The 18,570-nt window shown below is 50.4% G+C and carries 22 protein-coding genes and 1 riboswitch; of the genes, 14 read left to right on the top strand and 8 right to left on the bottom strand.

The window, feature by feature from the left end; translation table 11 throughout:
* The first annotated feature begins 417 nt into the window (after nt 1-417).
* Both CODIS_RS20840 and CODIS_RS03825 read left to right on the top strand, forming a co-directional pair.
* Complete coding sequence (locus CODIS_RS20840; RefSeq protein WP_154723001.1) at nt 418-738, top strand: thioesterase family protein; 321 nt, start codon at nt 418-420, stop codon at nt 736-738.
* Nucleotides 739-888: 150 nt separating this feature from the next.
* Nucleotides 889-1,527 (top strand): cysteine hydrolase family protein, encoded by a 639-nt coding sequence (locus tag CODIS_RS03825; protein ID WP_069121424.1) that lies wholly within the window; start codon nt 889-891, stop codon nt 1,525-1,527.
* Nucleotides 1,528-1,581: 54 nt separating this feature from the next.
* Here the strand turns inward: CODIS_RS03825 and CODIS_RS03820 are convergent, their stop codons facing one another.
* Nucleotides 1,582-3,807, bottom strand: a complete 2,226-nt coding sequence (locus CODIS_RS03820) for a DUF2235 domain-containing protein (protein ID WP_069121420.1) — start codon at nt 3,805-3,807, stop codon at nt 1,582-1,584.
* A gap of 558 nt (nt 3,808-4,365) precedes the next feature.
* On the opposite strand from CODIS_RS03820, the gene CODIS_RS03815 reads away from it, so the two are divergent.
* Nucleotides 4,366-4,953 carry a nucleotidyltransferase family protein gene (locus CODIS_RS03815; protein WP_069121417.1) on the top strand — a complete coding sequence of 196 codons (588 nt, stop codon included), beginning with the start codon at nt 4,366-4,368 and terminating at the stop codon, nt 4,951-4,953.
* A 12-nt stretch (nt 4,954-4,965) separates the two neighbouring features.
* On the opposite strand, the gene CODIS_RS03810 is transcribed toward CODIS_RS03815, so the two are convergent.
* The gene (locus tag CODIS_RS03810) at nt 4,966-5,265 is read right to left on the bottom strand and encodes an MGMT family protein (RefSeq protein ID WP_069121414.1); all 300 of its coding nucleotides are present in this window, start codon (nt 5,263-5,265) and stop codon (nt 4,966-4,968) included.
* A gap of 111 nt (nt 5,266-5,376) precedes the next feature.
* Between CODIS_RS03810 and CODIS_RS03805 the strand changes: the two genes are divergently transcribed.
* The 7 genes from CODIS_RS03805 to CODIS_RS03775 all read left to right on the top strand — a co-directional run bounded on the left by CODIS_RS03805 (nt 5,377) and on the right by CODIS_RS03775 (nt 11,958).
* The gene (locus CODIS_RS03805; protein ID WP_069121411.1) at nt 5,377-6,996 is read left to right on the top strand and encodes a glutamate synthase-related protein; all 1,620 of its coding nucleotides are present in this window, start codon (nt 5,377-5,379) and stop codon (nt 6,994-6,996) included.
* Nucleotides 6,997-7,120: 124 nt separating this feature from the next.
* Nucleotides 7,121-7,969, top strand: coding sequence for a DUF5996 family protein (locus CODIS_RS03800; RefSeq protein WP_069121408.1), 849 nt, complete (start codon nt 7,121-7,123; stop codon nt 7,967-7,969).
* A 57-nt stretch (nt 7,970-8,026) separates the two neighbouring features.
* Nucleotides 8,027-9,292 (top strand): ergothioneine biosynthesis protein EgtB, encoded by a 1,266-nt coding sequence (gene egtB, locus CODIS_RS03795; protein WP_069121405.1) that lies wholly within the window; start codon nt 8,027-8,029, stop codon nt 9,290-9,292.
* On the top strand, nt 9,289-10,245 hold the full coding sequence (gene egtD / locus CODIS_RS03790) for an L-histidine N(alpha)-methyltransferase (protein WP_069121402.1): 957 nt from the start codon (nt 9,289-9,291) through the stop codon (nt 10,243-10,245). Before egtB ends, egtD begins: the two co-directional genes overlap by 4 nt.
* Before the next feature lie 86 nt (nt 10,246-10,331).
* Entirely contained in the window at nt 10,332-10,811 is a 480-nt protein-coding gene (locus CODIS_RS03785; RefSeq protein WP_069121399.1) for a DM13 domain-containing protein, read from the top strand.
* A gap of 76 nt (nt 10,812-10,887) precedes the next feature.
* Nucleotides 10,888-11,433, top strand: coding sequence for a GNAT family N-acetyltransferase (locus tag CODIS_RS03780; RefSeq protein WP_069121396.1), 546 nt, complete (start codon nt 10,888-10,890; stop codon nt 11,431-11,433).
* Nucleotides 11,434-11,589: 156 nt separating this feature from the next.
* Nucleotides 11,590-11,958, top strand: coding sequence for a YbaN family protein (locus tag CODIS_RS03775; protein WP_069121394.1), 369 nt, complete (start codon nt 11,590-11,592; stop codon nt 11,956-11,958).
* 14 nt (nt 11,959-11,972) lie between these two features.
* On the opposite strand, the gene CODIS_RS03770 is transcribed toward CODIS_RS03775, so the two are convergent.
* From CODIS_RS03770 to CODIS_RS03760, 4 genes are all read right to left on the bottom strand, one after another.
* The gene (locus CODIS_RS03770; RefSeq protein WP_069121391.1) at nt 11,973-12,884 is read right to left on the bottom strand and encodes an NAD(P)-dependent oxidoreductase; all 912 of its coding nucleotides are present in this window, start codon (nt 12,882-12,884) and stop codon (nt 11,973-11,975) included.
* Between the two features lie 12 nt (nt 12,885-12,896).
* Nucleotides 12,897-13,064 carry a hypothetical protein gene (locus CODIS_RS20835; RefSeq protein WP_154723000.1) on the bottom strand — a complete coding sequence of 56 codons (168 nt, stop codon included), beginning with the start codon at nt 13,062-13,064 and terminating at the stop codon, nt 12,897-12,899.
* Nucleotides 13,065-13,468: 404 nt separating this feature from the next.
* Nucleotides 13,469-13,933: a hypothetical protein gene (locus CODIS_RS03765; protein WP_069121389.1), complete on the bottom strand. Its 465-nt coding sequence runs from the start codon at nt 13,931-13,933 to the stop codon at nt 13,469-13,471.
* A 24-nt stretch (nt 13,934-13,957) separates the two neighbouring features.
* On the bottom strand, nt 13,958-14,212 hold the full coding sequence (locus CODIS_RS03760; protein WP_069121386.1) for a hypothetical protein: 255 nt from the start codon (nt 14,210-14,212) through the stop codon (nt 13,958-13,960).
* 378 nt (nt 14,213-14,590) lie between these two features.
* Between CODIS_RS03760 and CODIS_RS03755 the strand changes: the two genes are divergently transcribed.
* The 4 genes from CODIS_RS03755 to CODIS_RS03740 all read left to right on the top strand — a co-directional run bounded on the left by CODIS_RS03755 (nt 14,591) and on the right by CODIS_RS03740 (nt 16,774).
* Nucleotides 14,591-15,205 (top strand): LysE family translocator, encoded by a 615-nt coding sequence (locus tag CODIS_RS03755; RefSeq protein WP_069121384.1) that lies wholly within the window; start codon nt 14,591-14,593, stop codon nt 15,203-15,205.
* Nucleotides 15,206-15,222: 17 nt separating this feature from the next.
* Nucleotides 15,223-15,645, top strand: a complete 423-nt coding sequence (locus tag CODIS_RS03750; protein WP_305782084.1) for a nuclear transport factor 2 family protein — start codon at nt 15,223-15,225, stop codon at nt 15,643-15,645.
* A 57-nt stretch (nt 15,646-15,702) separates the two neighbouring features.
* Nucleotides 15,703-16,134: a pyrimidine dimer DNA glycosylase/endonuclease V gene (locus tag CODIS_RS03745; RefSeq protein WP_069121381.1), complete on the top strand. Its 432-nt coding sequence runs from the start codon at nt 15,703-15,705 to the stop codon at nt 16,132-16,134.
* Nucleotides 16,135-16,315: 181 nt separating this feature from the next.
* Entirely contained in the window at nt 16,316-16,774 is a 459-nt protein-coding gene (locus tag CODIS_RS03740; RefSeq protein WP_069121379.1) for a hypothetical protein, read from the top strand.
* 44 nt (nt 16,775-16,818) lie between these two features.
* Here CODIS_RS03740 and CODIS_RS03735 read toward each other — a convergent pair whose 3' ends face one another.
* Nucleotides 16,819-17,397: a hydrolase gene (locus CODIS_RS03735; RefSeq protein WP_069121377.1), complete on the bottom strand. Its 579-nt coding sequence runs from the start codon at nt 17,395-17,397 to the stop codon at nt 16,819-16,821.
* A 71-nt stretch (nt 17,398-17,468) separates the two neighbouring features.
* Nucleotides 17,469-18,137, bottom strand: a complete 669-nt coding sequence (locus tag CODIS_RS03730; protein WP_069121376.1) for a protein-L-isoaspartate O-methyltransferase family protein — start codon at nt 18,135-18,137, stop codon at nt 17,469-17,471.
* Nucleotides 18,138-18,464: 327 nt separating this feature from the next.
* A riboswitch (TPP riboswitch) is annotated at nt 18,465-18,569 on the top strand.
* Nucleotide 18,570: the final 1 nt, after the last annotated feature.

The raw sequence follows: 18,570 nt of genomic DNA, 5'->3' as shown, positions 1-18,570 counted from the left end.
AGGATATAGGTCGCCTGTTGAATTCGAGGCTATGCAGGCTTGAAAAATGTGGTATCCATTATTTCGGGGGAAGTCCACCGAATACTCCGCGGCTTCTTGCGCATGCCTTCGGCATTGTTGCGCAAACTCTACTCCGTATTCAGAGCAGCTGAACAAAGGCGTTAGTGGAATAATAAATAATATCTTTAGGGAAGGCTAGTGAGATTAAGACTAAGACTATTACTACTGTTGCTTTCCTCTCTTTGGAAAAAGCCGATAAGACTCCTGGACGAGTCGGTTCTGAATTTAAGAGTACTGCCCAATGATATTGATGTAAAAAAAATATCAAATGATCGCTTTCTGGCGCTCATGGACCTGGGAAGAATGGATATTGCCTTTCGTGCGGGGTTATTGAAATCAATGATTAAAAACAAATAGGTGCCACTTGCAACCTTTGACATAATTCGATTTCGATATCCACTAAAAGCATTTCAAAAATACCAATTAAGAACAAGAATTATTTGGTGGGATGATAGAACTGGTTACTTTAAACAAGTGTTTGAACGAAAAGGCAGAGTTGTTGCCACCGGTTATGTTTGCGCAACTTTCCTTGGCGCTAATGGGCCAATAGCCCCGGATGATATACTTGCGGAAATTGGTCAATCTTCAATACGGCCAAGTGAACCTAAGATTGTTGCGAAGCTAAGAGAGCTAGAAGCTCTCGTCCATGAAACTCAAAGCGAGAGTTTTGCGAAGTGAATTTTATATGTTACTTAGCATGAACGGGTTTTACGCGGAATTTACGGACACATCAAAAAAGGCTGCGGACTTACTTCAGTTCGCTGGGACGCTCACCACCACTCGGCGCCCCGAAGCTAAAAGTTAGTCATAATAATAAACGCATGAAAAATGAATAAATACACAGAACCTCGCATCAATAACTCTGCTCTGATCACAATTGATACGCAGAATGACTTTACCCTGGATAATGCTCCCGCACAGATTGCTGGCACCAAGGATGTCATTCCAAACATGGCTCGGCTTCTCGATTCCTATCGAAAGAAAGGATTGCTAATTATTCATGTGATTCGCTTATACCTTCCTGACGGATCGAATGTGGATCTATGCAGAAGAGAGATTATTGAAAAAGGAAAAGGAGTCGTTATCCCGGAATCAGAAGGTGCTGAGTTGGTTGAAGATTTAAAGCCGGATTCATCACTAAAATTAAATGCTAATGTGCTACTGGCGGGAGAGTTGCAAAAGATTGGCAGCAATGAATTCGTCATGTATAAACCAAGATGGGGAGCATTTTACGGAACACGCCTTGAAGATTTCTTGAAAAAACATAAATTGGATACATTGGTATTTTCAGGTTGTAATTATCCAAACTGCCCAAGAATAAGCATTTACGAAGCAAGTGAGCGCGATTTTCGTGTGGTGCTGGTGAAAGACGCTATGTCACAGTTGTATCCCAGGGGTGAAGAAGAGATGGAAAATATTGGCGTAAGCTTGATGGGAACACACGAAATTGAAGGCATCTTGGCTTAACAATGCCATAAACTCAAATCCAAAAGACTACGTGAACTTGCGTCACTTCATCAACTACTTACTCATGGTTTTTGAAACCTTCGTAACATGGATCCGTGCAGTACCCTGGTTGTTCCGGTAATAGGCAAATACACCCTTTAGACACACATCGCACAGGACGTCATTAACATAGAAAAACAAAGGCCCATTGTGTTTCGCTGTGAACTCTGCATTTCGACCGACAGCCACCTGTTGTCGGCCACCGATATTGGCTATTAACCTGAACCAGTCTTGGTTATGGGTATTTCCACCACTATTGTGACGTTTGAATAAAGAAATGAGTTTATGTCGTAGGCCCGGTTCGTCCACGAAACCATTCGCATTCGCAGGAATATGCCAGTCGCTCCAGTTATCGTCTCCTGTGACTTGCACCTTGTAGGTCGCGCCCTTTTCCACGCTGATTCCGGTTGCATACCAGGGATTGCAGGTGTGGAAGTCGTGAAAGGTTGAGCCATCCGCTGGAAGCTGGCTGAATTTTATCTTTTCACTCACGCACGCATCCCTGTTGGGCGGCAGAATATGCATGTTGAACAGCCACAATAAAGCCAGCAGCACAACAAGGCCAAATGCTGTCACGGGAAAGACTTTTTCACGCATAAAAGCGCGTATCTTCTGGGGTGCGTAGATCGCCTTGACCATATCCACCATGGATTCAAGTACCGTAGCCGCCGGAGGGTGTACTGCTGTACCATTGGTCAGATTCCACCCTGTTCGCCCAAGGTGCCGAGTGCGCTTGCGCAGATAGCTGCGGAACATGAGCAGTGCGCAGAAGAGGACTACCAGTGTGGCGAGGAACCACCAGCGGCCACTGAAGGCATAAAGCCATTTTTCCGGAAATCCGCCGATGTATTCGGAGAGGGAGGCCGGTAGACTTTCGAAGATGCCTTTCCAGTTGTCGGACAAGGGCATGGGCACGGCCCCGTACCTTCGGACGGCAAGGAATGTACCGAGGGTGGAGACGAGTAGCAGGAAATAGGTGACTCTGCGCCACCAGACGATTTTTTCAGCCAGACTCTGCGCCTTTAGCCGCTCATCAGGTAGGGCGTCCATTGTATGTGGTTTGCCCGTTGGCGGTACCGAGTAGTGCTTGCCGAAAACCGTTGGGGCGTAGTTTTCGGTCACCTGTTGAATGCGCTGGAATACCGAATCGTGCAACAGCACTGGGGCGTTTGCCTGGTCGCAGATCTGATCCACTTCCCGGGGTTTGTAACGGTAATAGGAAGCCAGGCCTGCTCGTGAATCATATATCTTGCCGTTGACTCTGGCCTGTTCCGACGCTTCAGTGCGGGAGGATTTCAATAACTTCAGTCCACAGCCTTCAGCCTTCTCCATCATCCAGTCCAGTGACACGTAAGCCATTTCATCCTTGGCATAGCCGCCGCCGACGTTGGAATGAACGCCGGAAAACCAGACCTGTTCGATCTTTTGTCCCTTAACCTGCAAGGACTCGTCCCACATCAGTGGGTGAAAGGTGTGCCTTTCGTCGTCCAGGGAGAGGGCGTGATAGTTGTGCCCGGCAATGGGAAACCGATCATAGCTGTAGAATCTGAAATGAAACCACCAGTCGAGAAATTCGGTCAGTTCGTCGATGGGAAGACCGACTGCATCGACCGTATCCCATACCCCGATGAAACGGATTATCGGTCGGTACACCAAATCGTCGTCGCCACTCTCCTTCTCCGGCCATTTTTTTTCCTGCTCTTCCAATACTTCGGTGAGTGGTTTGTGGCCGAGTTCTCGATACGCCCGGACCAGCTGTTCGAGTGGCACTTGTCCAAATCTCTTCCCAGTAGAAGGCGAAAGCGCAGTTATTCTGAATTTCCGGATCTCCTTCCGCCAATCGAGATATCTCTTCATGGCATGGTCAATGCGCCTTTCCGTCTCTTGCGGGTCCCCATCCGCCTTGGCGACGCCGCATACAGTCACCATATAAGCCAGGGCTCTGACGGTGAAGGCGCCGCGGCTGAAACCGAGCAGATAAATATCATCACCAGGCTGATAGTTGTGGACCAAAAAGTGGTACATTTCTCGGATATTGGCTTTCAGACCATAACCAAATGCCCCGCCAAGCAGTCGAAAAAGTTTAAAAGCCTGGGTGCCGACACCGTCCTGATAGAAAGTCAGTTGGCCGAGATTGGGATGGGTATCGACCGCTTTATAAAAGCGCCAGACATTGGTGCCCCGAGCTTTTCCGCCACTGTTGCCTGTGCCGTCCGAGCATAAAATAAGTTTCCTGGTCATGGGCAGACTCCTTTTTCCATGCAGGCACTGATAAAGTGGTCTTAGCTTATCAGCACACAGATGCCGCTTGTTCTATTTAGATTTCAATCGCTGGGAGCGATCGGAAATGGCGGCGCATATGATCTATAGAGATGTCAGGTAATAGCAAATCCTTCCGGGAGTAGGATGGTTCTTGTGCCGCGGGTACCTCTGAAATGATTAAATTTTTCTTATAGCATTCAGTGCATTTAATAGTCTGAGCATAGACTAAGCGCAAAGAATAGTCGTAGTAAAGGGCCAGACAGGGCGCGCCATTGGAATGCCGCACAGGAAGGAGTGAAAGGAATGTATGAATTACTGTGTGTGTTGTCTCGGCATTAGCGTGTGGTTATAAAAAAACTGCTACGAATGTGCATAATGAGTTATTTAAGCTGATTGGGTGAGATAGTAGTGAAACGGTCTATCCGAAAACAGCTAGCCGCATATCCACTGATAGCCCACCCGGTTAGTTGATGACATGTTCCTAATGGAGATCCGCCACAGAGTCATATTGGAACACTGCCAACAGGCCCTGGAGTCATGACTGAGATACGAGGCATATTACTGGCGGCCGGCGCCGGTCAACGTTTCGGCGGCCACAAGCTGCTGCATCCGCTCCCCAGCGGTGAGTTGGTGGGCGTGGCGGCGGCGCATAATCTCGTTACCGCGTTGCCCAACACCCTGGCAATTGTACGCCCTGATGATGTTCGGCTGGCCGAGCGGTTCGAAGCACTGGGTTTGAGTGTGCTGGAAAACGCACTGGTGGAGCAGGGCATGGGGAGGAGCCTGGCCATCGGGATAGGGGCCAGTGCCGATGCGGCGGGCTGGGTGGTGGCATTGGCGGATATGCCCTGGATTGCGCCAGAGACTATTCGCTCAGTGGTCCAGGCGTTGGTTCAAGGAGCCGCTATCGCCGCACCCGCTTTTCAAGGACGCCGTGGCCATCCAGTTGGTTTCGGGCGGCAATGGGGGGACCGGTTACAGGCCTTGCAGGGTGACCACGGCGCACGCCATCTGCTGCAGGCTCATGCCAATGAGCTGATCTTGTTACCCACGGAAGATCCTGGTGTTCTGCTCGATATCGATCAGCAGGGTGACTTGAAAGGCGGAGGGGCAACGGCAGACTAGTGTTAACAGGCCCTAGGCATCAGGCCACCTGTAATGAACCGGAAAACGGCCGTCGGCTTCGGGGACGAGTCCCTCTTCCGCGAGTCTTCGGTACTGTCTTTCGTTACCCGGGTAGTCGGCAATCCGCCGCTGCCCGGTGATCAATCGATACCAGGGAAGATCGCTCTCCCTGGGCAGGGTGCGCAGCCAGGCCAGCACTTGCCGGACATGAACGCCGCAGAGCTTGGCGATATCGCCGTAGCTGCAGTATCGACCCGGCGGAATCGATGCCAGTGTGGTGTAGAAGATCCTGCGCATCTCTTCTGTGGCCATGGCCAGCCTCCCGTTTCACTGTATCGATTGATGAAATGAATCGCTATTTCTATTCTTGACGTATTGTTAGAGGACGCACCCTATCGCAACAATAACATCAAGGTATCTGCCATGAAAAAAACAGCAATCCTCTCTTGGTCCGATCTACAACCGCTTACCCCTACCTACGCCCTGGCTGCGGGTGTCGACCTGGTCGTTATCAGATGGCAGGAGGAGGAGCGGGTTTCGGTGCTCTACGGGCGCTGTGCCCACCGGGGCGCCCTGATGGCAGACGGCCGCATCGAGGGCGAAGATCTCATCTGTGGGTTGCACGACTGGGACTATCGCTACAAGACAGGGATCAGCGCCTACAATCCGTCTGAGCGTCTGCACCCATTCCAGGCCTGGGTCGAGGAGGGCCGGGTCTGGGTGGACGAGGATGAGATCAGGGCCTGGGCGGAGGATAACCCCCAGCCCTATGACCGGGAAAAGTATCAGGGTCTGTATAAGGATATGCATGGCGGCAGTGAGGAGCCGCACTACAAATATATTCAGCATTTGGCGGAATACGGCCTGTCAAAGGTGGGTCATCATGGCCGGGTCAGCGCCATGGGGGTGACCCGGGACGAATTACCGAAATGGGAACAGATCCAACTGCTGACGGCTCAACTGCATCGGGTGCCGCTGCTGGATGATCACCCGGTAGGCACCGAAGTGGTGATCGGTCCCAATGCGGACAAACCGTTGCGGCTGGAGCTGCCCCTGCTGGTCTCCGACATGAGTTTCGGCGCCCTGTCTGAAGAGGCTAAAGTGGCGCTGGCCAAGGGGGCGGAACTGGCGGGTACCGGCATATGCTCCGGCGAGGGCGGCATGCTGCCGGACGAGCAGGCCGCCAACGGCCGCTATCTCTACGAGCTGGCATCGGCCCGTTTCGGTTACTCGATGGACAAGGTGCAACGCTGCCAGGCCTTTCACTTCAAATGCGGCCAGGGAGCCAAGACAGGCACTGGCGGCCACCTGCCGGGAAACAAGGTCATGGGCCGCATCGCCGAGGTGCGCGGATTGGATGAGGGTGAAGCTGCCATCTCGCCGGCCCGCTTTCCCGACTGGGAGAGCGTGGACGATTACCGCCGATTCGCCGACGAGGTACGTGAAGCCACCGGTGGCATACCCATCGGGGTCAAGCTCTCCGCGCAACATATCGAAAGGGATATCGAGGCCGCGTTGAGGATCGGTGTCGACTACATCATATTGGACGGCCGGGGCGGCGGCACTGGAGCAGCTCCGAGGATCTTCCGTGACAACATATCGGTACCCACCATTCCTGCCCTGGCCCGGGCCCGACGCTATCTGGACAGACGGGGACGGAGTGGCGTCTCCCTGGTCATCACCGGTGGTCTCAGGCTCCCGGCCGATTTTATCAAGTCGCTGGCCCTGGGTGCGGATGCTATCGCAGTCTCGAATTCGGCGCTGCAGGCCATCGGCTGTCTAGGCATGCGCGCCTGCCATACCAACAACTGCCCGGTGGGCATCGCCACCCAGCGAGCGGACTTGCGACGGCGTCTGAAGATCGAGAAGGGGGCCGAACAGCTGAACAGTTTCTTCCGTGCCTCGACCGAGTTGATGCAGGTGATGGCGAGGGCCTGTGGTCACGATCATCTCGGTGGTTTTTGTGCCGATGACCTCACAACATTCGATCGCGAGATGGCTCATTTGACCGGAATCGCCTATGCGGGAGTCTCGTTGGAATGAAATCGTACCGATCCAGGTATGGCTCATTGAAGTTACAGCGGAGAGATGCCATGCAAGATGTTTCCGGATCGGGAATGTAGAAATATCTCAATATAAGTAGTGTAACCTTTGATGTGAGACAACCATGACCAAACAAGTAACCGAGGTACCGGTACAACTTCCCGCACTCTCTCTGTCTAGTTGGCGCCCAACCAGGGACACCCTGCAGCAAGTTGCCCGTATCGTCGGTAAGGTGCGCAGCCAATTCGCGCCGAAGTCGAAACATTGGTGGCACATTACCCTGAGTGTCTACACTCATGGATTGACCACCACGCCCTTTCCCGTCGGTACACAGAATTGTGAACTCAACCTCGACCTGGCCGGTCATCGTCTGATTCTTTCCGGCAGTGACGGCAGGCTGTCGACCCTACCCCTGGCGGGACAGAGCTCGGCGAGTCTGTACCGCTGGATCCTGTCGAGTCTCCCGTCAACAGGCATCGATTTGGAGCGGCATCTGCCAGACGGGTACGGGGATGAATCGATCTTACCCTACGATTACCAGGCGGCTGAAAGTTATCGTCGCACGATCAATTGGGTAGATAGCGTGTTCAAGGCTTTCAAGGGCGGGTTGAGGGAGGAGACCAGTCCTGTGCAACTCTTTCCGCACCATTTCGATCTTGCCCTGAATTGGTTCTCCGGCCGGTTGGTACCCGGTGCCGATCCTGCCGATGAGGAACATGCGGATGAGCAGATGAATTTCGGTTTTGTCACAGGTGATGATTCGATTCCGGATGCCTATTTTTATGTCACCGCCTATCCTGAACCCGCTGATTGGATGGAACTTGAGTTGAAGCAGGGTGCCTATTGGCATACGGAGGGTTGGATTGGCGCGGTACTGCCTTATGCGGAATTGTTGAAGCACGATCAACCCTATAGTTTGTTGCTTGTATATCTTCAGCAATTGCGTTTACATGGTGCGGGCTTGATGGTTTGATCAACCAATGGCGTGCGTGGGATCTCAATAAGTAAAAAAGCAGAATGAGATATTGATATGGAAAGCACTATCACCATAAACAGCGGCCGTGATCGGTTAATGACAGAGTTCCAGCGTGTCCGGCAATTTTCCGAGTCCCTCTGCTTACCGTTACGGGCCGATGATTTTCAAATCCAATCCATCGTTCAGACCAGCCCGCCGAAGTGGCATATCGCCCATGTGAGCTGGTTTTTCGAGGCCTTCGTACTGCCTCACTTCAATCCAGGTTACCGGCCCTTTCATCCCCGGTTCGATTACATCTTCAACAGCTACTACTACACCCACGGCATGATGCATCCCAGACCCAGGCGGGGTCTGTTGTCACGTCCGACAGTGGACGAAGTCTACCGTTACCGCGCCCATGTGGATGAACAGATGATGCAGTTGATGGAGACCATCGATGAGAAGGTTTGGAGCGAACTCGCATTCCGGGTCATCCTCGGGCTCAACCATGAGGAGCAACATCAGGAACTGTTGTTGATGGATGTGAAGCACAACTTTTGGTCGAATCCGTTGAAGCCGGCCTATCGGGATGATCTGCAGACCGCCTCCGGCAACACCCGGGCGATACGCTGGGTGGAACAGGCGGGGGGCGTTCACCGAATCGGTCATGGAGATGTTGAGGATTTCGCCTATGACAACGAAACGCCACGGCACGATCTATTGTTGTCCGATTTTCGGCTTGCCGATCGCCTGGTGACCAACGGCGAATACCGGGCATTCATGGAAGACGGCGGCTATGAGGATCCGGCGCTATGGCTCTCCGGCGGTTGGGCGCTGCTGCAGCGTGAGGCTTGGCGGCATCCACTCTATTGGGAGCAGGAAGAGGGCGAGTGGCTGCAGTTCACCCTGGGTGGGCTGAGTCCACTGAATCCTCACGAACCCGTCTGCCATCTCAGTTACTACGAGGCGGACGCCTACGCCCGCTGGTCGGGCAAGCGTCTGCCGCTGGAGGGTGAACTGGAAGTTGTGCTGTCCCAACAGCCGTTGAGCGGCAACTTCGTCGATCGTGATCAGCTTCATCCCGCTCCGGCGGGGGAGATGGGGCAGTGGTTTGGCGACCTCTGGACCTGGTCGGCCTCGCCCTATGCCGCCTATCCCGGATTCAAGCCCCTTGGCGGGTCAATGGGTGAGTACAACGGTAAATTCATGTCCAACCAGATGGTGCTGAAAGGCGGTTGTTGCGCGACGCCCGCAGGCCATACCCGTGCCAGTTACCGTAACTTCTTTTATCCGGATGAACGCTGGGCCTTTACCGGCCTGCGACTCGCGGAGGACGCATGATAGAGAATGTTACCTTTCACGATCATAAACCCCAGGCGCTAAGCCTTTATGACGCGGTGGTTGCAGGTCTCTCCAAATCGGACAAATCGATCCCGCCGAAATTCTTTTATGATCAGCGCGGATCGGAACTGTTCGACAGGATATGCGAACAACCGGAATACTACTTGCCTACCGTTGAACGGCGTATGCTGTCGAGCCTTGCGGAGGAGATCGCAAACCTGACCGGAACCGGGCGAGTGCTGATCGAACCGGGCGCCGGCAACGCCGCAAAAGTACGCTTGCTGCTCGATGCGTTACGGCCGAGCGCCTTCGTACCGATGGATATCTCCTTCGACTATCTGAAATCGAGTGCAAGGGCCTTGGCGGTGGAGTATCCCTGGTTGCCCATTCACGCCGCCTGTGTCGATTTCACACACTCATTGCCGATTCCTCGCGAAGTACCCAACGGACCTCGCTTACTCTTTTTTCCCGGTTCCAGCCTGGGAAATTTCAGCCCCAGCGAGGCAGGCGGATTTTTACGCCTGGTACACGATACAGTGGGTAGCGGTGGTATGATGCTGATCGGTGTCGATACCAAAAAGAGCGAACGGGTGTTGAACGCCGCCTATAACGACGCAGCGGGTTTGACTGCGGATTTCAATCTGAATCTGTTACAGCGCATGCAGCAGGAGCTGGACACCGATATCGATCCCGAAGTCTTCGAGCATCTCGCCTTCTATAACGATGAAGAGGGGTGTATCGAAATGCACCTGGTGAGCACTGAAGAACAAACGCTTCGCCTCAACGGTCACCGCTTTGAATTCAAAAAGGGCGAAACACTGCACACCGAAAACTCCTACAAATACTCACAGACGGAGTTTATCAACCTGGTCACCGAAAACGGATTCAACGAGGTTCGCCATTGGGTCGATGACGATGGGTTGTTTGCCGTCTACCTGGTGGCAGTTGCCTGAACCGAATATAAGTTTATAACAGGCCCTAAGAGCATGGACTTTTAGTGGGTAGGGTCAATGTAAAATCTTGCATCGTAGGAATCATTATGAGCATACGTACCATTGTAATACTTATAGCAACACACTGCATAGTTGGTGTATTAGGATTCGGTGTCGGCATCTACGTGTTGCCTATTCTTACCGCACCTCCTGCTCCTAGCGAATCTGAGATAAAGGCAATGTCTTCGCAAGCCATGTACACCGCATCATTTCGTAGAGAGCTGAAAGGTAGCGATACTTTCCATTGGGGAGAAGGTACAGTCACAATTGGTAAAGAATTTATAACGTTTATGGGTAAACTTGCACCTGGCCCAGACTACAAGCTTTATCTTTCTCCTGAATATGTCGAGACCGAAGATGATTTCAATCGTTTGAAAGCTACTATGGTTCGTGTAGGTGATGTAAAAACATTCGAGAACTTCGCAGTAAATGTTCCGGCAGGTATAGATCCGTCTAGTTATAATAGTGTTATTGTTTGGTGTGAGTCTTTTGGCGAATTCATCACATCCGCCATGTATCGTGAATGAAAACAACTATAGCTAATAAGCGCTACGAGGCTGACAAATGAAAGCTCAAGCGAACGTTTGTACGTAAAATGGCGCTATGAAGATCAGGGAGTCTAAAGAGGCTGATAAACTCGGAATTGAAACCGTACATATCCAGGCATTTGGAAAAAATGAAGGCCCGGAAATCGCAGGATTGGTTAATGATTTGCTTAAGGATGAAACAGCATTTCCATTGTTGTCTCTCGTGGCTATTGAAAACGATAAAATTGTCGGTCATGTGCTCTATACAAATGCAGTTGTCACACAATCCACCGAATCTGTTTCGGCACAGCTACTTGCGCCGCTAGGGGTCATACCTGAAGCACAAAACCAGGGGGTTGGTTCGCAACTGATTTATGAGGGAACAAAGCGATTAACAAAATCAGGAGTAGATCTGATCTTTGTTCTTGGACATCCAACTTACTATCCACATTATGGTTTTGGAACGGCTGGCATTATTGGGTTTGAAGCACCCTATCCGATAGCTAAGGAAAATGCAGATGCCTGGATGGTATTGGAACTAAAAAAAGGCATTATCGGGAGGGTCAGGGGAAGGATTCAATGCGCAAAAGCATTAAATCAACCACAATACTGGCGTGAATGAAAATTGCTGGCAGTCACATCCAACCGACCGAAAAATCGCAATAGCACATCATAAGGATTAGATCGATTTAAGAAAAAGTGGTGTACACTACACGTATTTAAAAGTGCAGAAACCATACATACCTTCTCCACGCATTATCGTACTCAATATTATCACATGATAAACCTAACCCGCTGGGCTGCATTGGTACTTGCCTATCTCTTTCTGGCGCTCGCAGTTATTGGTGTGATTCTTCCTGGGTTGCCAACGGTACCGTTCTTGTTGTTGGCTGCCTGGTTTGCCGCAAAGGGATCAGAGCGACTGCATCGTTGGCTCTATGCTCATCCGCATTTTGGAAAGCTCCTGGTTGATTGGGAGCAGCAAGGGGCCATTTCACGCTCCAGTAAGGTTGCGGCTGTGATACTGCTCATCGTAGCATGGGTAGTCATGTACCTGAGAATCAGCAGTCCATGGGTGATGGCGGGACTGACGGCACTGTTTGTATCCATTATGGTTTTTCTTCTTACAAGACCTGAACCGCGTTAAAGCATGGACATAGATTATCGACTCCAAAAGATAGGTACCGTACTATGGGTTTTTCCGCGCGAGAGTGGATAACGCGGCTCACGTTTCCATATAACCACATCCATCGGATTGACTGCCAGAGACAAATCCTTATGATCCACATAATCAATAAGTGACCGTGCCAGTCTGCGAGCCTGTTTACGCCTGGTATCCGATGCAGGCACGCCGGCGCAAGGCGCGATGATGACATTATTGTATTTGAGGAAGGGTTGCACCCAATCCGGCAGTTTTTTCTCCCTCAGTTGTTCTTTGGGCAGAGTTATGGCCGCCCCTCTTACCCGGTCCTCTGACAACGCCTGGAGTAATGCGGAATAATCGATGTTACCGCTACGTGATGTGTTTACGATAAACGGGCGGTTTCTGGCAAAGTAGAGTTCCTTGCCCTTGAATACCTTCTCATCACCCGCGGTATGTATACTGATCACATCGGAATGTTCCAGCACCTCGCTCAGTTGATTATATTCAATCACCGGTTTCTCAAGCGGTGAACGCTGGTGGAAGTTTTCATAGACAGTGCGGAGATGTGAATCATAGCCGATCACTCGTTGACAGTGAGGGCGTATTTCTGTGGCTACAATCTGGGCAACGTTTCCACATCCGATAAGGCCGATCACGAGATTGGCCAACTCGAAGCCGGTCAATCCATCATTCTCCAAGTCTGATAAGGTCTGCACTATCAAAGCTTTCTTGGAATCTCGCGTACGGAATGATCTGCTGATCAGTTTTACCATCAAGCGTGCAGCAAGGTTTGCCACTTCATAGCTGTTACCATATTCAGTGACCTTGACCAAAATTCCATTGCGCGAAGCATCCGCGATGTCGATCTTGGTGATGTCATCGCCGAATACGCCGATCACCCTGAGATGTTTGCCGGCGGATTCAAGCATTTCGAAATTGATCTAAACCTTACTGCGAACCAGAATGGCGGAATAGTCTCCAAGCTCCAGCAGCGGCCTCAGGATGCGTTTCTTCGGCGATATGATATCAGCCTCGAATTTCGCCTCCTGGAAGAGGTCAAGTACCAAAGGAGAGAGTTCACTGTCTAGGAGAACGCGTCGGTTTTTCATCCAGCCACCTTGATGTAAATTATGGGTGTAAAAATAGTTCCAAAATATGAGGTTACTACAAAAATTATTGTGCGTAGCAGCAGTTGATCTGTATTGGATACGTGAATCTCTGTTTTTATTTTTTAAGTCAAGGTGCTAGAGAAGTCATAACCATCCGAATAAGTGTTATTTCAGGACCGGTTGAAATGATATATTAATGCAACGAGGGTATTGGTTATTCTGTCTACGGTTCGTCAATTATGACGAATAATCATCTATTCACTCCATATGATTGATAGTGAGGTTTAACCTATCACACTTCATCAATAGCATTGATGATAACTGCAGATTAAGACTGTCCGGCGCCTGGTTTGCCTTCGCTGTCGCAATGCAAAATAGAGAAAAAAGGAGATTCCGGGGAATGTCTAGTAGGTTGAAAACAGCTTATTGAGTTTTGTGCCGATACGCTCAAGTTCCCTTATTGTGTAGTCATAATCAACCTTATCCTGATTAAACGTGGGCTGGCCGCTTTCGTTTGTCGAGCGGTAATCCTCTTCGTTATTATTGAGATGACCACAGATTGAACGTAGCTGGCTGATTGCCCTGTTTAATGTTTGTGTATAGTCAATCAATGTTTGTTGAAGCTTGGCCGCATTTCTTAAAGGCAGATCATCTTCATCGACACGATTGATCTGCTCAACCAATCCTGTAAGCTCATCCTGTAGTGTGTTGAGTCTTAGCTCATAATCACTGTACAGCGAGCTTGTTTTACCCTTCAGGGCGTACAGGATCATACGGTATGAAGTAAGACCGAAAAGAGCGCCATGTATTTCGGCATACCGGCGATGGACATCCGAGACACTACATCCCAAATTGATGATTTTAGACATCTGCAGCAATCAGCCTCATTGATGTTATGCCTTGTTCTCAGGCTCTTTGCGAAGATGTTGCTGGTAGCGTGACTTCAGCCATACACCTAACACCATCATGCCGAGTGCGATGGATGTCAGGATGAAATCAAGTTGTTTGTTCACCACGTACATGGCTGCGGCGATCAGCGCGGTCACCCAGAATGCCACCACGACGATGACCCATCGATTCTTGAGGCTGTCACGCTGTTTCTCCCAGGCAAGCCAATCGCTTCCCGGTTTCTGTTTGTGTTCTCCCATAAACTTACGACCTTGGTGAAATGTTTTCAGTATTCAACAGGATTGTACACGATCCAGGCACAATTTCTCCTGAAGGGTAAACCATAATTTCCTTAAGGATGCACTGATTTGAATAGTGGCAACCCATCCTTTTAAACGATATAGAGCCATTTACAGATCGGAAAGGAATTAGACGCGGGTCATCCGAGATCGGTAACTGTTGCTTTCATGCTCCACATCAGGAGAAAAAAAGTCCATAATCGAAGTTCAGTGGATGGGTTTGTTTCAGGTGTCGATACTTTGCCAGACAAATTTCGCAAACAGATGCCAGGAGTGAACTTCACCTTACGCCCCAAATCCCATTGCCATTGGGTTAAGGACGCATAATCGGTATAGCATATGTTCGTCACAGAGTTTCTGATAACTTCTCTGATTGTGGTGATGATACCGGGTACCGGTGTGCTCTATACCGTCTCCACGGGCCTGACCAAGGGGTGGCGCGCGAGTATTTTCGCCGCACTCGGTTGTACCCTAGGGATCGTGCCCCACTTGTTGGCCAGCGTGTTCGGGTTGGCGGCCATATTGTACGCCAGTGCCTTGGCGTTTCAGGTGTTTAAGTTTCTGGGAGTATGCTATCTGATTTATCTGGCCTGGACTATGTGGAAAGAATCCGGTGCCATACAGTTCAAGAGCAAGCCTGATACCGATGGATATGGAAAAATTGCCTTGCAGGCTATATTGATTAATATCCTGAATCCTAAACTCTCAATCTTCTTCCTTGCCTTTCTACCGCAATTCGTTCCAAGCGGTGCATCTTCACCTATATCGCACATGCTCGTATTAAGCACCATATTTATGGTTATGACCCTGGTCGTCTTTGTTGGTTACGGAGTTTTGGCGAACCGGGTACGTCAATATATATCGCGGTCACCCGGCATGGTTCAGGGAATACAGAAGGTATTTTCCGGATTGTTCCTTGCGATGGGCATCAAACTGGCCGCTATGGAACGTTGAAGACGATTGCGACAACAATGGAATTTGTGAAAATCGAACGGTCTCTTCTGGGGGGGATGATGCAAGATTTGGAAGCCAATAAACATAATGCGATAGCGTTTTACCGGACAGCATACTTGGGCAACCCCAAGAAAGCTGTCGAGTTGTATGTGGGGACAGAATATATTCAACACAATCCACTGGTAGGGAATGGTAAGGCGGCATTCATCGACTACTTCGAGGAGATGGCCAAATCATATCCCGAAAAAGAGATCGAATTTGTTCGCGTTGTAGCCGAGGGTGATCTGGTGGCCCTCCATACACATCAAACATGGCCGGGGAACGATGAGTATGTGACCATGGATTTCTTTCGCTTCGATGAAGCAGGCAGGATAGTCGAGCACTGGGATTCAATACAACAGATACCGAGTGTGACCAAGAATGGCAATACCATGTATTGAACCCGGTCCGTTCGGATTGGAGTTGACAGGATTCATAACTGAACTGGTCAGCATAACATGAGACTCTGGTCACTCCATCCACAGTATCTGGATTCAAAGGGTTTGGTGGCATTGTGGAGAGAAGCGCTGTTGGCACAAAAAGTTTTGCAGGGTAATACCGTCGGTTATGTCAACCATCCTCAACTTACCAGGTTTAAGGAGTCAAGGAATCCGCTTGGGGCCGTTGCGACCTATCTACGGCAAATTGCCGGTGAGGCCGAAAAACGTGGTTACAAATTCGATAAAAGTAAAATACTCAATAAAAGCATGCGTACTCAGTTGTATGTCACAGAGGGTCAAATAAACTATGAATTCAAGCATTTATTGAAAAAGCTAAAAGAGCGGGACCCTGTTGCCTACGCGGCTGTTAGAAAAACATCAACCATAAAGCCACACCCATTATTCGAACTCCGCAAAGGAGATGTCGAGGAGTGGGAAGTGACACAATGAATTTATAATCGTAGGTCGACTTCAGTAACTCTCATCAATTGTATTCGTGCGCTATTGTCTATCTCTGATTTTTCAATTCTGTATGAATAAATAGGTAATTATCCCACTTGCGATAACACCGTCATGGACTATAGATGTCAATAATATTGTCATCTTATTGTAGCAATGGGGTAACACAATCATGCGGCAATGGATCGTTGGGGTACTTTTTTTGCTGTTTTCGGGGGCCCCGTTATCAGCCGATGAACATGTCGCCTGCAAGCAACCGGGTGCATATGAGGGCTATCGCGTTGAGGCACTTCTTTCAATCGCCAAAAGCTGCAAAGTGGCTGCGGTAGCCGACCTTTTCTATAATCGCGCATACCATATCCGGCAAGTGGAAAAATATCACCAGTTTGAGAAGCTGCTGAATAAACAGGGCGGCAGTGAAAACATAGCCTATATCGACGCCTACCGTATCCATATTGGTTTGGCGGAGGCACTGCTGAGCAGATCGCTCACCCCTCACGCAATCGGTGCATTAAGACGTCTCAATTATATCTATGAACAGAGTGGAGAGATCGCGGAAATGCGATTCAGGGGTTACGATCTGCTTGCGAACAGGCTTCAGCAGCGGCTCAGGGATAAGTCCAATATCTAGGCACGACTGCCGGTCCGCATACTCGATTGCCGTTCCCTGTGGATTCAGCGAAACAGCAGAGAGACCTCTTTGAACTTCGGGTTGTTGGCGTCCCCCATCCATTCAAAAGCTACCGATTCACTGTTGGTGATCTGAACGCCATTTAAACGCATCCGTTGAAGTGCGTTTTTACGGTGATGGGGATTGCGTGAAGAGATGGCGTCTTCAACCACGAACACCTGATAACCCCATTGTTGCAGCCCGGATGCAGTCTGCAGGACACAGATATGGGCCTCGAGACCGACAATTACAACCTGTTTGCGATTGCCGTTTTCCGTCAGTTCCTCTTCGAATCCCGGGGCGGTACAACAGGAGAAGGTCAGTTTGTCTTTTGCCTTTGTGTGCGGCGGCAGGTGTTTGGCGATTTGCGGTAGGGTGTTTCCCAGACCCTTGCCGTAGTGTTCGGATAGAATGATGGGTACCTCCAGCACACTAGCCGCCTGGCTGAGTTTGACGATATTGGTAACCATTTGGTCCAGGTCGAGCTTTGGCATTGCCTTCGTCAGCCTCTCCTGAGTATTGATGATCAACAGCTGACTGGTTTTGGCATGGGTCAACGGTAATTCACACTTGCTTTTAGACATGATCTCCCTCACTTTTATAGTTATTCGCTGTGCTGCGAAATTTAACCGGGGAGCAGCAACAGGCTGGTAGGTTAGAACTCAAACACCACGGGTGCCGGTGCATTGATCAACGGTGCCAGCTCCGTTTCCAAAATGCTCTCTTCCTGAAAGATCTTATCGGCATGCCGGGTGATCAGCATGCACTCCATTACCGGTGCCGTGCCGATGACGACAAACAGTCGCCCGCCAACATTCAGCTGTTGACGGAAGATTTCAGCCTGTTGACTGGTGGGCAGGGAGCCGGTGACGGCTATCGCGTCAAAAGGCCCCTCTTCCAGCGGGTCGGCAAGGGCATCTCCGTTGATCAGGGTGAAATTTCGAATACCTTGCTGTCCGAGTTTCTCTTTGGCCTGCTCGGTAAATTCGTTGTGGAAGTCGATGGAGACGACCTCTTGAGCCAGGTTTGCCAGACAGGCTGTGAGGTAACCGCTGCCGGTACCCACTTCCAGTACCTTGTCTGTCGGTTGGATGGCCAGGGCCTGCATCAATTTGGCTTCGATTCGGGGGAACATCATTTTCTGCCCCTGTCCGATGGGGACCTCGATATCGGCATAGGCCAGATCCCGGTAGGATTGGGGAACATAATGTTCCCGTGGAAGAGATTCCATCAACGAGAGTACGCGCGGATCGAGTACCTCCCAGGGGCGGATCTGCTGTTCCACCATGTTGAATCGTGCTTTCTCGAAGCTGTTCGCCATCATGAAAATATCCTGGTTTTTAATATGGTTTAATGCGGCAGAGGATTAAGACTACGTATTTTATTACCTCCGGGCAAGATTCTCCTGAGTGATTTTATCCGATCACGCGGGCCGGACTCCGTCATTCTGTGGGGTATTTCGATACAGATATCTGACCTCAGGATTGAATGGCCGGCTTTATTTGTCGAGCTAACTTGCTGTTTATAAAACTTATCTTTTATTGCGCCTGGCTGGCTTGGGATGATTGCCGCCATCACTGCGCGTGTTCTGTCGAACCGTCATCCGATTAATCTTGGTTCACCGCTGTGGAATCGGGTTATACTGCCCTGATTGGCAGGCTGGGGGTGTCCGTGGCGGGTGGCCGTCTTGGGCTGAGAAAGACCCTTACTACCTGATCCGGTTAATACCGGCGGAGGGAAGCTGAAACCTTACTGGG

Source organism: Candidatus Thiodiazotropha endolucinida (genome assembly GCF_001715975.1).
GTDB classification, from domain to species: Bacteria; Pseudomonadota; Gammaproteobacteria; order Chromatiales; family Chromatiaceae; genus Thiodiazotropha; species Thiodiazotropha endolucinida.
Note: the sequence above shows the minus strand (reverse complement) of the source record. Positions and strands in the feature narration are given on the sequence as shown.

Excerpts from the sequence above, each read along its gene's own strand:
- CODIS_RS03825 (WP_069121424.1), top strand. The coding sequence starts at position 889 with ATGAATAAATACACAGAACCTCGCATCAATAACTCTGCTCTGATCACA.
- CODIS_RS03820 (WP_069121420.1), bottom strand. The coding sequence starts at position 3,807 with ATGACCAGGAAACTTATTTTATGCTCGGACGGCACAGGCAACAGTGGC.
- CODIS_RS03815 (WP_069121417.1), top strand. The coding sequence starts at position 4,366 with ATGACTGAGATACGAGGCATATTACTGGCGGCCGGCGCCGGTCAACGT.
- CODIS_RS03810 (WP_069121414.1), bottom strand. The coding sequence starts at position 5,265 with ATGGCCACAGAAGAGATGCGCAGGATCTTCTACACCACACTGGCATCG.
- CODIS_RS03805 (WP_069121411.1), top strand. The coding sequence starts at position 5,377 with ATGAAAAAAACAGCAATCCTCTCTTGGTCCGATCTACAACCGCTTACC.
- CODIS_RS03800 (WP_069121408.1), top strand. The coding sequence starts at position 7,121 with ATGACCAAACAAGTAACCGAGGTACCGGTACAACTTCCCGCACTCTCT.
- egtB (WP_069121405.1), top strand. The coding sequence starts at position 8,027 with ATGGAAAGCACTATCACCATAAACAGCGGCCGTGATCGGTTAATGACA.
- egtD (WP_069121402.1), top strand. The coding sequence starts at position 9,289 with ATGATAGAGAATGTTACCTTTCACGATCATAAACCCCAGGCGCTAAGC.
- CODIS_RS03785 (WP_069121399.1), top strand. The coding sequence starts at position 10,332 with ATGAGCATACGTACCATTGTAATACTTATAGCAACACACTGCATAGTT.
- CODIS_RS03780 (WP_069121396.1), top strand. The coding sequence starts at position 10,888 with ATGAAGATCAGGGAGTCTAAAGAGGCTGATAAACTCGGAATTGAAACC.
- CODIS_RS03775 (WP_069121394.1), top strand. The coding sequence starts at position 11,590 with ATGATAAACCTAACCCGCTGGGCTGCATTGGTACTTGCCTATCTCTTT.
- CODIS_RS03770 (WP_069121391.1), bottom strand. The coding sequence starts at position 12,884 with ATGCTTGAATCCGCCGGCAAACATCTCAGGGTGATCGGCGTATTCGGC.
- CODIS_RS20835 (WP_154723000.1), bottom strand. The coding sequence starts at position 13,064 with ATGAAAAACCGACGCGTTCTCCTAGACAGTGAACTCTCTCCTTTGGTA.
- CODIS_RS03765 (WP_069121389.1), bottom strand. The coding sequence starts at position 13,933 with ATGTCTAAAATCATCAATTTGGGATGTAGTGTCTCGGATGTCCATCGC.
- CODIS_RS03760 (WP_069121386.1), bottom strand. The coding sequence starts at position 14,212 with ATGGGAGAACACAAACAGAAACCGGGAAGCGATTGGCTTGCCTGGGAG.
- CODIS_RS03755 (WP_069121384.1), top strand. The coding sequence starts at position 14,591 with ATGTTCGTCACAGAGTTTCTGATAACTTCTCTGATTGTGGTGATGATA.
- CODIS_RS03750 (WP_305782084.1), top strand. The coding sequence starts at position 15,223 with ATGGAATTTGTGAAAATCGAACGGTCTCTTCTGGGGGGGATGATGCAA.
- CODIS_RS03745 (WP_069121381.1), top strand. The coding sequence starts at position 15,703 with ATGAGACTCTGGTCACTCCATCCACAGTATCTGGATTCAAAGGGTTTG.
- CODIS_RS03740 (WP_069121379.1), top strand. The coding sequence starts at position 16,316 with ATGCGGCAATGGATCGTTGGGGTACTTTTTTTGCTGTTTTCGGGGGCC.
- CODIS_RS03735 (WP_069121377.1), bottom strand. The coding sequence starts at position 17,397 with ATGTCTAAAAGCAAGTGTGAATTACCGTTGACCCATGCCAAAACCAGT.
- CODIS_RS03730 (WP_069121376.1), bottom strand. The coding sequence starts at position 18,137 with ATGATGGCGAACAGCTTCGAGAAAGCACGATTCAACATGGTGGAACAG.